Consider the following 13,080-nt stretch of genomic DNA (forward strand, 5'->3'; position numbering starts at 1 on the left):
ATCGGTACTAATTCGGGTGTAGGGTCAGAAGCCGGAAATTTCTACTTCTGATCGGTACTAATTCGGGTGTAGGGTCAAGGGTCACTAATTCGGGTGTAGGGTCATGGCGTACGGACCTAGGCGGTACCTACGCAAACGGGCCGCAGAAAAGCAAGGTTACCGCCTTAGACCGGAGCCCGTTAAACCGCGCCGGTAGACCCGCTGAATAGTAAACATCCGCCAGATAGTAAACGCACAAAGGGCCTCCCTACTGGGAAGCCCTTTGTTTATCTGTGGCGGAGAGAGGGGGATTCGAACCCCCGATAGGCTATTAACCTATACACGCTTTCCAGGCGTGCGACTTAAACCGCTCATCCATCTCTCCTGAAGAGTCGCGCATTATAGCAGGTCGGCAGCAACATCCCATACCCTTTCGTGCGAACCCGGAAAAATTTCTCCGTCATCCACTCGTCACGGGCGTCGCAAATGGTCCACCAGATGCCGGTCCCGCGCGCTCGGACGTCCGCCCAACAAGCTGAACGCGATCGCCACCGCAAACCCCACCGGTACCCCGAAAGCACCCGCCGAAATTGGATCGACCCCCCACCAGCGCGAGCCCGCAAACCCCGTCAGCCGTGTGAAGAACGGATATGTCGTCACAATGTAATACACGCAAACCAACAACCCACTCACCATCCCCGCCGTTGCACCCAGTCGCGTCGTTCGCTTCCAGAACACCCCCAGCACCAACGCCGGGAACAGGCACGACGCCGCCAGCGAAAATGCCGCCCCTACGAGAAACAAGATATTCCCCAGCTTCAACGACGTGACGTACGACGCAAACATCGCCACGCATAACAACAGAATCTTCGACGTCGTCACCCGCTTCTGGCTCGATGCATTCCTGTCCACCATGTGGAAATAAACGTCGTGCGACAACGCATTCGCAATCGTGAGCAGTAACCCATCCGCCGTCGACAACACCGCCGCCAACGCGCCCGCCGCCACCAACCCCGAAATGACATACGGTAGCCCCGCGATCTCCGGCCCAGCCAGCACCAACATGTCAGGCTGCATCCAGACCTCGCCCCACTGCACCACCCCATCACGATAAACGTCCGAGATGTCCAGTTGCACCGGCGTCGCATGCCGCCATTGCGTCACCCATCCCGGCAGATTCTCGTACCGCGCCCCCACCAGATGCAACAGCACGTCATACTTGAGCATCACCGCCAACGCCGGCGCACTCACGTATAACAACGCCACGAAGAACAGCGTCCACCCCACCGAACTCCGCGCTCCCTGCACCGTCGCCGTCGTGCCATAGCGCGTCAGAATATGCGGCAGACTCGCCGTTCCAATCATCAGGCACACCATCAGCAACAGGAAATTCAATCGCTGCGAGCCGCGCGTCGTATCGTCTCGCGCAGGGAATGGCTCCGTCATCGCATGCGGCGGCTCACTGCGCTCCACATACTGGTTACGCATCTCCAGCCATTGGTTCTGGGCCTCGCCGACATCACGCGGGAAGGCGTCGAGCTTCGTTTCCAGCACCTTCACGTCACGCAGCGGCCCGTTACGGCGCTTCGTGTCCAGCAGTTGCCGCTCCAGCTCCGCACGCTCGCTGTAAAAGCTGTCCGGCAAACCATCCAGACGACGCTGCATCTGCTCCGCCTGCTCGCGGTAATAGTCGCGCACCTCGCGCTCAGGCACCGACTGCTGAATCTCGCGCTCCAACGCCTCGACCTTCGCCAGCGCTTCGCCGTAGTTGAACTGCGGAAACCAGCCGTTGCCCGTCTGATGGCCAATCATGGCCGTCGGCACCAGAAACGCAGTAATCATGATGACGTACTGCGCGACCTGCGTCCAAGTCACGGCCCGCATGCCGCCAAGAAACGAACACACCAGAATGCCCGCCAGCCCGAAGAAGATGCCAATGGTGAACTCGACACCGATGAATCGCGACGCAATCAAACCCACGCCCTGAATCTGCGCCACCAGATAGACGAACGAACACAGAATCGTCGAGAAAACGCCCAGCGCCCGCACCAGATTGCTGTCATATCGCGTGCCCAGAAAGTCCGGCACCGTGTAACGCCCCATCTTGCGCAGATACGGCGCAAGCAAGAACGCCACCAGACAATAACCGCCCGTCCATCCCATGACGTACGCGAGGCCGTCGTAGCCAGACACGTACAACGACCCCGCCAACCCCATGAACGACGCCGCGCTCATCCAGTCCGCCGCGCACGCCATGCCATTGAACATCGGCGGCACACGTCGACCCGCGACGTAATACTCGGTCGCATCCGAAGTCCGCGAGATCAGGCCAATCACCGCATAGACGGCAATCGTCACAAAAAGAAAGGCATAGCCGATCCACACACCCGGCCCGTTGACCCGCTCGAGCAGACCAATCATCAGCACGAACGCAAGGAACCCCGCCGTGTAATACAGGTAGTAGCGCAGCAATCTACGCGTGAAACTCATCGGTAGGTCGGCGCCGATGCGGCGCGAGAGGAAACACTTCTTGACGTCGCGGAAACCGTCGCGCGACGCAGTCCGGCACCGTCGGCACCAAGACTGTCGCGATGCGCTTCGCGCAACACATGCAGCTCGCGGTGGTAGCGCGCATCATTGCGACGCTGCAGCCACGCATAAACGACGATCAGACCGATGTCGATCAGGATCGAACCCTGCGCGCCCATGTAGAACGGCAGCGGCCACCCCGCAAATCGCAGCGACGCCCACTCACGCGCCCAGAACTGCGGCACGAACGTCACCACGAAGCCAATCACCATAAGCACCGCCACCAGCCGCAATGTGCGCCGCCAGTGGCGCCCCGCAATGGCCGCCGCCGCCCCATGCCAATCGACATCGGGCGACGGGCCGCCAGAAGCAAAGTCCGACGGCGTCCCGCTGACATCCACCCTGTCAGCCATGCCGGCCGCGCCGGTCGGCGAGCGATTTGCCATAGCAGGCCGGGAACCCCGCGCTTACTGCGCCTGCTTGAGTTGCTCCAGAATGGCTGGATTCTCAAGCGTGGACGTGTCCTGCGTGATTTCCTCTTCCTTCGCAATCACACGCAGCAAACGGCGCATGATCTTGCCCGAGCGGGTCTTCGGCAAGTTATCCCCAAAACGGATGTCCTTCGGCTTGGCGATCGGCCCGATCTCCTTGCCCACCCAATTACGTAGTTCGAGCGCCAGTTGCTTGGCCTCGTCCCCCGTCGGGCGCGAACGCTTGAGCACCACGAACGCAACAATGGCCTCGCCCGTCGTGTCGTCCGGACGCCCCACCACCGCAGCCTCCGCCACGATCGGGTTCGCCACCAGCGCCGACTCGATCTCCATCGTGCCCATGCGGTGACCCGAGACGTTCAGCACGTCGTCGATACGCCCCATGATGGTGAAGTAACCCGTCTTGAGATCGCGAATCGAACCATCGCCCGCAAGATAGATCTTGCCGCCCAGTTCCGACGGGAAGTAACTCGTCTTGTAACGCTCCGGATCGCCCCAGATCGTCCGGATCATTGCAGGCCACGGACGCTTGATCACCAGCATGCCACCCTGACCGTTCGGCACGTCCTGCCCGGTTTCGTCGACGATGGCCACCGCAATGCCCGGCAGACCCAACGTACACGACCCCGGCACCAACGGCGTGGCGCCCGGCAGCGGCGTAATGATGTGGCCGCCCGTCTCCGTCTGCCACCACGTGTCGACGATGGGGCAACGCGTGCCGCCAACGTTCTCGTAGTACCACATCCACGCTTCCGGGTTGATCGGCTCACCCACCGACCCGAGAATGCGCAGCGACGACAGGTCGTACTGCTTCGGATGCACGTCAGGCGTCTGCTCGGCCGCCTTGATCAGCGAACGGATCGCCGTCGGTGCGGTATAGAACACCGTCACCTTGTGCCGGCCGATCATCTCCCAGAAACGGCCTGCGTTCGGGTACGTCGGCACACCTTCGAAAACGACCTGCGTCGCGCCCACGGCCAACGGGCCATAAGCGATGTACGTGTGCCCCGTGATCCAGCCGATGTCAGCCGTGCACCAGAAAACGTCGTCCGGCTTGATGTCGAACGTCCACTGCATCGTGAGCGACGCCCACAGCAGATAGCCGCCAGTGCTGTGCTGCACGCCCTTCGGCTTACCCGTCGAGCCCGACGTGTAGAGAATGAACAGGGGATGCTCTGCACTCACCCACTCCGGCTCGCACTGGTCCGACTGACCCGCGACGAGTTCCTGCAGCACTTCATCGCGGCCCGCCTGCATCGTCACGTTACCGCCCGTGCGTCGGTAGACGATCACGGACTTCACATGGTCGCAGCCGCCCATCGCGAGCGCTTCGTCAACGATGGCCTTCAACGGCAACGCCTTGCCGCCGCGCATCTGCTCGTCAGCCGTGACGATGGCCACCGCGCCAGCATCGATCACGCGCTCATTGAGCGATTTGGCCGAGAAGCCACCGAACACGACCGAATGCGTTGCGCCGATACGGGCGCACGCCTGCATGGCAACCACGCCCTCCACCGACATCGGCATGTAGATGACCACGCGGTCACCCTTCTTCACACCCTTGGCCTTGAGCGCATTGGCGAACCGGTTCACTCGCGCCAGCAGGTCGCGATAGGTGACAGGCGTCACCGTGCCGTCGTCGGCTTCGAAAAGTATGGCGTTCTTGTCGCCCAAACCTGCCTCGATCTGACGATCCAGGCAGTTGTAGGAAGCGTTGATTTGTCCGTCTTCGAACCACGTATAGAACGGGGCGTTGGTCTCGTCGAGGACTTTGGTGAACGGCTTGTGCCAGGCCAGATTCTCCCGCGCCTGACGCGCCCAGAATCCCTCGTAATCCTTCTCGGCCTCGGCGCAAAGCGCCTCATAGGCTGGCATGCCGGAGATTTTCGCTTTGGCGACCAGCGCCTGCGGCGGCGCGAAGACGCGCTGCTCCTGCAATACCGATTCAATTGCTGCCATGAGTTGTCCCCTCTTATGGATATGCAAAACGATTGCAATCAAGCCAAAACAAATCGCTAACGCCACATTAAGACGAGCGACTTACTAACGCCTTACACTGTTGCACGCGACTTCCGACTTCCGTATCCCACGTGCGGGACTCACGCGGACCCGTCACCGCATTGCATCAGACTGTGGCGTATTCGCTACAATCCTACCCGTATCATCCCTATCCCGCCACCCCGGACTCGCCCGGAGCGCCCGTGAATTCGACATCTGCGTCCCAACCGTCGGTTGATACTCCCCCGGCGCCCTCGGCCACCGACCGCCTCTTCGCCCGCTTCCCCAGCTTCGCGCTAGCGCTCGCCATGACGTTCGTGGGCATCAACGTCGGCATCGGCAAGACGATGGTCGCGGTCATGCCCGTGGCCGCCTTCGCCCTGTGGCGCTTCGTGATCGCCGTCATCGCCCTCGCCCCCCGCTACCGCCCAGCGGTCATGCGACGCGTCACGCGCAGCCAATGGGGCCACCTCTTCGTGCAGACGTTCTTCGGCACATTCCTCTTCACCCTGCTCATGCTCTCGGGCGTGCGAATGACGACGGCCAGCGCCGCTGGCGTCATCACCGCCACGCTGCCCGCCTGCGTGGCGCTGCTCTCGTGGGCCGTGCTACGCGAACACCCATCGCGTCGCACGCTGGTGAGCGTCGGTCTGGCGATTGCCGGTGTGGCCCTGCTGAACCTCTCGCGCGGCGACGCCCACGGCACCGGTGCCTCCGAATCAGGCAACGCCTGGCTGGGCAATGCCCTCGTGCTGGGCGCCGTCGTGTGCGAGGCCATCTACGTGATCGTCTCGAAACGGCTTTCGGCAGAACTCTCCGCCATCGATATCTGCGCCTATACCCACCTGATCGGCGGCGTGCTGATGCTGCCGCTCGGCGTGGTGGGCCTGATGGCCGTGGACTACGCGTCGCTCACGCCCGGCCATTGGGCGCTCATCGTCTGGTACGGCCTCGCCGCCAGCGTGTTCTCGTTCTTCCTGTGGATGCGCGGCATTCGACACGTCAGCGCACAACTTGCCGGGGTTTTCACGGCGATGGTGCCCGTGGCCGCCACGGCCTACGGCGTGATCTTTTTGGGCGAGCGGCTGACGGTGCCCCAAGGGGCCGCATTGGCCCTGACGGTGGCCGGGATCGTGCTCGCCGCATTGCCGTCCGCCGCTGCGCGCAAGACGCCATTGCCGGTCCGGGACTGAATCGGACGCGGCGCCCCGGGCAAGACGTTGTAAAATGCGCGGCATGCCGATTTTGGCGACGCGCGATCCGTGACGTATCAGCGGTGAGCCCATTGCCCGGTGTTATCTCGTTTGCTTTGCGTATTTGATAACTACAGTCTGCGGCTTTACCCGCAGGCCAATGTCTCCACTCCGTCAAAATAGCCATGTCGACTCCCGGCCGCCCGTCCGACGCGCCGATGCGCCCCCTGCCCCGCGTCATTTTCTTCAGCCGCTGGCTCCAACTGCCGCTGTATCTGGGCCTGATCGCCGCGCAGGGCGTCTACGTCTACAAATTTCTGGTCGAACTCTGGCATCTCGTCTCCCACGCCACGACGTTCGACGAAACGCAGATCATGCTGGTCGTGCTCGGTCTGATCGACGTGGTGATGATCTCGAACCTGCTCATCATGGTGATCATCGGCGGCTATGAGACGTTCGTCTCCCGCCTGGGCGTCGAAGGCCATCCGGACGAACCGGAGTGGCTCGATCACGTGAACGCCGGGGTGCTCAAGGTGAAGCTGTCGATGGCCCTCATCAGCATCTCGTCGATCCATCTGCTCAAGACGTTCATCGACGCGGCCCAGCAAACGCCGCACACGATCATGTGGCAAGTGATCATTCACTGCGCCTTCCTGCTTTCCGCCGTGGTCATGGCCGTCGTCAACAAGATGACGAACGACAGCCATGCCCCGGCGTACGCGACCCCGCAAGTCATTACCAACACCAGTCCCCACTAAGTCGAGAGCCGTTTCATGTCTACCGTCATTAAAGAAGACGACGTCATTCAGAGCGTCGCCGGTGCCCTTCAGTACATCAGCTACTACCATCCGGACGATTACATCCAGGCGCTGGGTCGCGCCTACGAGGCGGAGCAAAGCCCTGCCGCCAAAGACGCCATCGCGCAGATCCTGACCAACAGCCGCATGTGCGCCGAAGGCCGCCGTCCGCTGTGTCAGGACACCGGTATCGTGACCGTGTTCGTGAAGGTCGGCATGAACGTGCGCTGGGACGCCAAGCGCAGCCTCACCGACATGATCAACGAAGGCGTGCGCCAGGCTTACCTGCATCCGGACAACGTGCTGCGCGCCTCGATCGTGGCGCCGCCCGAAGCCGGCCGCAAGAACACGAAGGACAACACGCCCGCCGTCATCCACTACGAAATCGTGGAAGGCGACAAGGTCGACATCACGGTCGCAGCCAAGGGCGGCGGCTCGGAGAACAAGTCGAAGTTCGTGATGCTCAACCCGTCCGATTCGATCGTCGACTGGGTCGTGAAGACGGTGCCGACGATGGGCGCTGGCTGGTGCCCGCCGGGCATGCTCGGCATCGGTATCGGCGGCACGGCTGAGAAGGCCATGGTGCTCGCCAAGGAGTCGCTCATGGACCCGATCGATATCCAAGACGTGATCAAGCGCGGCCCGCAGAACTGGAACGAAGAGCTGCGTATCGAGCTGTTCGAGAAGGTCAACGCACTCGGCATCGGCGCCCAGGGTCTGGGCGGCCTGGCCACCGTGCTCGACGTGAAGATCCTCGACTACCCGACGCACGCTGCGTCCAAGCCGGTCGCCATGATCCCGAATTGCGCGGCAACGCGTCACGCACACTTCACGCTGGATGGCTCAGGCCCGTCGTTCCTCGCCGCACCGTCGCTCGACGCCTGGCCGAACGTGCACTGGGCACCGAACACGGAAACGAGCAAGCGCGTCGATCTGGACACGCTCACGCCGGAAGAAGTCGCAAGCTGGAAGCCGGGTCAGACCCTGCTGCTCTCGGGCAAGATGCTCACCGGTCGCGACGCCGCCCACAAGCGCATCGCCGACATGATCGCCAAGGGTGAGCCCCTGCCGGTCGACTTCAAGGGCCGCGCGATTTACTACGTCGGCCCGGTCGATCCGGTGCGTGACGAAGTCGTCGGCCCGGCCGGCCCGACCACGTCCACCCGCATGGACAAGTTCACCGACATGATGCTGTCGAAGACGGGCCTCACCGTCATGATCGGCAAGTCGGAACGTGGCCCTGCCGCCATCGAAGCCATCAAGAAACACAAGGCTGCGTACCTGATGGCTGTCGGCGGCGCCGCTTATCTGGTGTCGAAGGCCATTCGCGCCGCCCGCGTGCTGGCCTTTGAAGACCTCGGCATGGAAGCGATCTACGAGTTCGACGTCAAGGACATGCCCGTGACCGTGGCCGTCGATTCGACCGGCGTATCGGTGCACCAAACCGGCCCGAAGGAATGGCAAGCCAAGATCGGCAAGATCCCGGTCGCAGCCGAGTAATTCATTCCCGGCAACAGCAAGACAGGCTGCATGGGGCCCGCTGATGGCCTCGTCAGCCCGTAGAACCAAGCCCGGCATCGTCCGGGCTTTTTTTCGTCCGTCGGCTGTCGGTTCCGATGACATCAATGTCATGTTGCGCAGCGCGAATGGATCGTATTTCCATTCGCACCTCGGTTCACGAAAAGCCTTGTGGAGCTTGGCTTTCCGGCCGTTTCAGGCTACTCTTCAACCGCTTGTAAATTGCGTAAAACACAGGGATCCAAAATGAAAGGCGACAAGAAAGTCCTCGAACTCCTCAACGCACAGCTCACGAACGAGCTGACGGCGATCAATCAGTACTTTCTGCACGCCCGCATGTACAACCACTGGGGCCTCAACAAGCTCGGCAAGCACGAGTATGACGAGTCCATCGGCGAGATGAAGCACGCCGACAAGCTGATCGAGCGCATCTTCATGCTCGACGGCCTGCCCAATCTGCAAGATCTGCACAAGTTGCTCATCGGTGAGAACACTGAGGAAATCCTGAAGTGCGATCTCAAGCTCGAATACCTCTCGCAGAAGACGTGCAAGGAAGGCGTCGCGCATTGCGAGAGCGTGCAGGACTTCGTCTCGCGTGAAATCTTCAACGAAATCCTGCACGACACTGAAGAACACATCGACTGGCTCGAAACGCAGATCGAACTGATCGACAAGGTCGGTCTTCAGAACTACCAGCAGTCGGGCATGGCGTCGTTCGAAGAATAAGCCCGTCACACCCCACAAGACACATAACAGGCGCACCGCCGGGCCCGTATCGGCCGACAGAGTTTGCGCTAAAATTTCGGGGCCGGCATTTGCCGGCCCTTTTTCATTTGCCATGCCCTCCAACGCGCCGATTGGCGTTTTCGATTCCGGCCTCGGCGGCCTGTCGGTCCTTCAGGCCGTGCGCGCCCTGCTCCCTCACGAGTCGCTGCTCTACGTGGCCGACTCCCGCTTCGCGCCTTATGGGGAGCGTCCCGACGCATTCATCGAACAACGCAGCCTCGCGATCGGCCGATGGTTGCGCGAGCGTGGCGCCAAGGCACTCGTCGTCGCCTGCAATACCGCGACAGCACATGGCGTAGCGGCACTGCGCGCCGACGCACCATGGCCGGTCATCGGCGTCGAACCCGGCATCAAGCCCGCCGCGGCGGCGTCTCGCAGTGGCGTGATCGGCGTGCTCGCCACGGCAGCTACGCTGCGTAGCGCCCGGTTCGCCGATCTGCTGGCACGTCACACCGCGCAGGGGCAGCGCTTCCTCTGCCAACCGGGGCACGGTCTCGTCGAACGCATCGAAGCGGGCGACGTCGATTCCCCTGAAGTCATGACGCTGCTCGACCGATTCGTCGAGCCGATGCTGGCGCAAGGGGCCGACACGCTCGTGCTCGGCTGCACCCACTACCCATTCCTGATACCCGCCCTTCAGCGGCGCTTCGGCACGGCCCTCACCTTGATCGACACCGGTGCGGCTATCGCCCGCCAGCTTCAGCGGCGTCTTGCAACCGATGGGCTCAATGCTTCCCAACCGCCTGGCGGACACGGCGACCTGCAACTGATGACGACCGCCAACGCGAATGCGCTGCAAACGATGGCGGATCGACTACTGGCTAACGCCCCACGCGTTCAAACGGTCGAGATTGCCGAGATCGCGTCGCATGGCCCTGCCCGTCTCGATCTAGCGCCCAACCTTCCCATCATTCCTGCCTAAGACCGCTGGCGTATATCCCTGTGCGGACTATGGGATAGGTCGATGGGGCTTGCAAAACGTCATAACTTAAATAATAATTATTCTCATTAGTGTTACATTTTGACGTTTTCACCATGATCGTCTGTGTCTGCAAATCCGTCTCCGAGCGCCAGATCAAGGCCTGTCTCGACGCTGGCGCCTCCACCATGGAAGATCTCCAGATCGACCTCGGCGTTGCGCTATGCTGCGGCAAGTGCGGGCCGTATGTTCAAGAAATGGTGTCGGGCGCCACGCCGTGCTGCGGCCGCTCGTGCGGTGGCTGCTGCCAGTCGGCTCAGGTCGAGACCTCGACGGAAGCCGTCGTCATGACGCAGGAACTCGCGCTGGCGGCATAATCACGGTAGTCGTCGCCAAGTGTCACCCGTTTCGATTTTGCCGTCTTGAGCGGAGCGCATCCGGATCACGGCGGTTTCGAAGCCAGCCAGGCGCCCGGCGGCGTCATGCGCCAGCCAGCGATTCGTCACCCTGGAGGTGTCAGATGGAACTCCTGATTGGCTTTGTTTCGACGATATGTTTGTCGTTTTTTCTGTTTCGAAGGTGAGTCCGAGCAAGGTTTTTGACTCGCTGCATCCGTCGGCCGCGCCCCTTGGCGCGGTTTTCCTTTGATCGTACGTCCGGCCATCCCGAACCCCGAGGCTTCGCGCATCGCGCTTCACTCATCGTTCATCGCCGCAATTTAGCGTACTCTAGCCGTCATCATGTCGACCGCCGTGCCCCCTTCTGGCCTTGCGCTCAAGCCGATCCAAGATCCGCTGACGTCGCCGCGAGCCATCGCGATCGCGGCTGCGATCGTCGCTCTTCACATTGCCGCTCTGGTCGGTTTGTCGCACCTGCGCAACGACCCCGAGAAGGCAACGATCGAGCCGACGACGTTTACCGCCACGATCATTCCGCTCACGCCGGCGCCGACGCCGCCACAACCCGCGCCGCCCAAACCGCAGCCGGAGCCACCGAAGCCGAAGGTCGCCCCGCAGCCGCCCAAGCCGCGGGAGCAACCGAAGAACGCCATTACCCAAAAGGCCGAACCGGTCGCGCCTCCGCAGCAGCAAGCCGAGCCGGTCGCCAACGCCGCGCCGACGCCGCCAGCCCCGCCCGCACCGACCCCCGCGCCGGCGCCATCCGGTCCGATCGAGGGCCTCGCTGTCAAATGCGAAGAACCGCGCGTGGTCTATCCTACGCAGTCACGTCGCGTTGGCGAGGAAGGCACCGTCACGTTGCGTCTCGTGATCGACACCCGAGGTGTGGTCTCGAGCGCCAATGTCGTCAAGTCGAGCAGCTTCCCCCGTCTCGATCAGGCTGCCCGCACCGCCGCACTGGCGATGCGCTGCGCGCCCCCGATGCAAAATGGCCGCGCGGTGGAAGCCGCAGCGACCAAACCGTTTAATTTCAATCTGAACGATTAACGTAACGATTTACGAACTGGATCTCCCGAGGAACGCAAAATGCAAGAGTATGGTTTGAGCCACGTCTGGGCGCAGGGCGATTTCGTGACCCGCGCTATCGCGATCGTGTTGTTGGTGATGTCGGTGCTGTCCTGGACGGTCATCATCATCAAGGGCACGCAAGTCCTCCGCCTGAGCCGACTGACGCGCACCGCCGAGCCGGACTTCTGGCACTCAGAGAACTTCTCCGCCGGTCTGCAGAAGCTGGGGGAATCCGGTCAGAACAACCCGTTCCTGGCACTGGCCCTCGCCGGTCAGGACGCCGCCGAACATCACCGTCAAAGCCAGCCGCATCTGCACGACAAGATGGACGTGAGCGACTGGATCACCCGCGCGCTGAAGAACTCGGTGGACGACACGGTGTCCCGTCTGCAAAGTGGCCTGGCCATGCTGGCATCGATCGGCTCGACCTCGCCGTTCGTCGGCCTGTTCGGCACGGTGTGGGGCATCTACCACGCCCTGCTGGCCATCGGCGCGTCGGGTCAGACGACCATCGACAAAGTGGCCGGCCCCGTAGGTGAAGCGCTTATCATGACCGCCTTCGGTCTGTTCGTCGCCATTCCGGCCGTGCTCGGCTTCAACGCCCTGACGCGTGCCAACAAGGGCGTCGTCTCGAAGCTCAACCGTTTTGCCCACAGTCTGCACGGCTACTTCCTGACCGGCGCCAGCCTGCACTCGACGCAGTTCGCCCCCAACGTCACGCCGGTGCGCAAGCCCACCCCGGCCAGCGCCAGCTAAGCGGTCGCGCAAGAGAAGGAGTTCGCTATGGCTATGGGTTCATACAGCAGCGACGATGGTGCCGATGACGCCATGATGAGTGAGATCAACATGACGCCGCTCGTCGACGTCATGCTGGTGCTGCTGATCATCTTTATCGTGACGCTGCCGGTGCTCAATCACTCGGTCAAGCTCGACCTGCCGCAGGCGAGCAGCCAGCCGGAAGACACCAAGCCGGCCAAGGTCGATCTGTCGATTCAGGCCGACGGCACCGTCTTCTGGGACAAGCAGGCCATCGACGACGCCACGCTCAAGGCGCGTCTGGCACAGGCCGCCCAAGCGCAGCCCCAGCCGGAGCTGCATCTGTTTGCCGACAAGAACGTGCGTTACGAAAGCGTGGCCAAAGTGCTCTCGGAAGCACAGACGGCTGGCGTGACCAAACTCGGCTTCGTGACCGAACCGGAAACCAAGTAACGCCGGGCGCGTCACGAATCGCAGGAGTCCAAGCGCGGTGTTCGTCACCGCGCTTTTTTTTCGGCCATACGATCCGCGCCCCTCGCAACTCGCCCGAGTTTTCTCGATATTGTTCCAATCGGGTAACAATCCTTCCTGTGTTACGGGCTACTCCCGGTGCCATCCGCCCCGATATAGTCTGGGCATGACATTGGA

12 protein-coding genes and 1 tRNA gene are annotated in these 13,080 nt (G+C 62.1%); 9 read left to right on the forward strand and 4 right to left on the reverse strand.

From position 1 onward, the window contains the following. Window positions 1-273: 273 nt before the first annotated feature. The 4 genes from PBR20603_RS22880 to acs all read right to left on the reverse strand — a co-directional run bounded on the left by PBR20603_RS22880 (window position 274) and on the right by acs (window position 4,958). Window positions 274-364: transfer RNA gene (locus tag PBR20603_RS22880), tRNA-Ser, on the reverse strand. Window positions 365-450: 86 nt separating this feature from the next. Further along, the gene (locus tag PBR20603_RS22885) at window positions 451-2,469 is read right to left on the reverse strand and encodes a sodium:solute symporter family protein (RefSeq protein ID WP_150561754.1); all 2,019 of its coding nucleotides are present in this window, start codon (window positions 2,467-2,469) and stop codon (window positions 451-453) included. Next, on the reverse strand, window positions 2,466-2,954 hold the full coding sequence (locus tag PBR20603_RS22890) for a DUF4212 domain-containing protein (protein WP_217425998.1): 489 nt from the start codon (window positions 2,952-2,954) through the stop codon (window positions 2,466-2,468). Before PBR20603_RS22890 ends, PBR20603_RS22885 begins: the two co-directional genes overlap by 4 nt. Before the next feature lie 21 nt (window positions 2,955-2,975). Continuing rightward, a complete protein-coding gene (gene acs, locus PBR20603_RS22895; protein ID WP_150561755.1) occupies window positions 2,976-4,958 on the reverse strand; it encodes an acetate--CoA ligase in 1,983 nt (660 codons plus the stop codon). 242 nt (window positions 4,959-5,200) lie between these two features. Here acs and PBR20603_RS22900 point away from each other — a divergent pair, with 242 nt between their 5' ends. The 9 genes from PBR20603_RS22900 (at window position 5,201) to PBR20603_RS22940 (ending at window position 12,885) form a co-directional block, all read left to right on the forward strand. Further along, window positions 5,201-6,190 (forward strand): DMT family transporter, encoded by a 990-nt coding sequence (locus tag PBR20603_RS22900; protein WP_281356104.1) that lies wholly within the window; start codon window positions 5,201-5,203, stop codon window positions 6,188-6,190. Window positions 6,191-6,375: 185 nt separating this feature from the next. Continuing rightward, complete coding sequence (locus PBR20603_RS22905) at window positions 6,376-6,948, forward strand: TIGR00645 family protein (protein ID WP_150561756.1); 573 nt, start codon at window positions 6,376-6,378, stop codon at window positions 6,946-6,948. 15 nt (window positions 6,949-6,963) lie between these two features. After that, a complete protein-coding gene (locus PBR20603_RS22910) occupies window positions 6,964-8,487 on the forward strand; it encodes a fumarate hydratase (RefSeq protein WP_150561757.1) in 1,524 nt (507 codons plus the stop codon). A 264-nt stretch (window positions 8,488-8,751) separates the two neighbouring features. Next, window positions 8,752-9,231 (forward strand): bacterioferritin, encoded by a 480-nt coding sequence (gene bfr, locus PBR20603_RS22915; protein WP_150561758.1) that lies wholly within the window; start codon window positions 8,752-8,754, stop codon window positions 9,229-9,231. Between the two features lie 112 nt (window positions 9,232-9,343). After that, window positions 9,344-10,213: a glutamate racemase gene (gene murI, locus PBR20603_RS22920; RefSeq protein WP_150561759.1), complete on the forward strand. Its 870-nt coding sequence runs from the start codon at window positions 9,344-9,346 to the stop codon at window positions 10,211-10,213. Window positions 10,214-10,326: 113 nt separating this feature from the next. Continuing rightward, window positions 10,327-10,587, forward strand: coding sequence for a (2Fe-2S)-binding protein (locus tag PBR20603_RS22925; protein WP_150561760.1), 261 nt, complete (start codon window positions 10,327-10,329; stop codon window positions 10,585-10,587). A gap of 363 nt (window positions 10,588-10,950) precedes the next feature. Then, the gene (locus PBR20603_RS22930) at window positions 10,951-11,655 is read left to right on the forward strand and encodes an energy transducer TonB (RefSeq protein ID WP_150561761.1); all 705 of its coding nucleotides are present in this window, start codon (window positions 10,951-10,953) and stop codon (window positions 11,653-11,655) included. Window positions 11,656-11,694: 39 nt separating this feature from the next. Continuing rightward, window positions 11,695-12,432 carry a MotA/TolQ/ExbB proton channel family protein gene (locus PBR20603_RS22935; protein ID WP_150561762.1) on the forward strand — a complete coding sequence of 246 codons (738 nt, stop codon included), beginning with the start codon at window positions 11,695-11,697 and terminating at the stop codon, window positions 12,430-12,432. Between the two features lie 27 nt (window positions 12,433-12,459). Further along, window positions 12,460-12,885 (forward strand): ExbD/TolR family protein, encoded by a 426-nt coding sequence (locus tag PBR20603_RS22940; protein WP_150561763.1) that lies wholly within the window; start codon window positions 12,460-12,462, stop codon window positions 12,883-12,885. Window positions 12,886-13,080: the final 195 nt, after the last annotated feature.

It is taken from the genome of Pandoraea bronchicola (genome assembly GCF_902459805.1).
Lineage (GTDB): Bacteria > Pseudomonadota > Gammaproteobacteria > Burkholderiales > Burkholderiaceae > Pandoraea > Pandoraea bronchicola.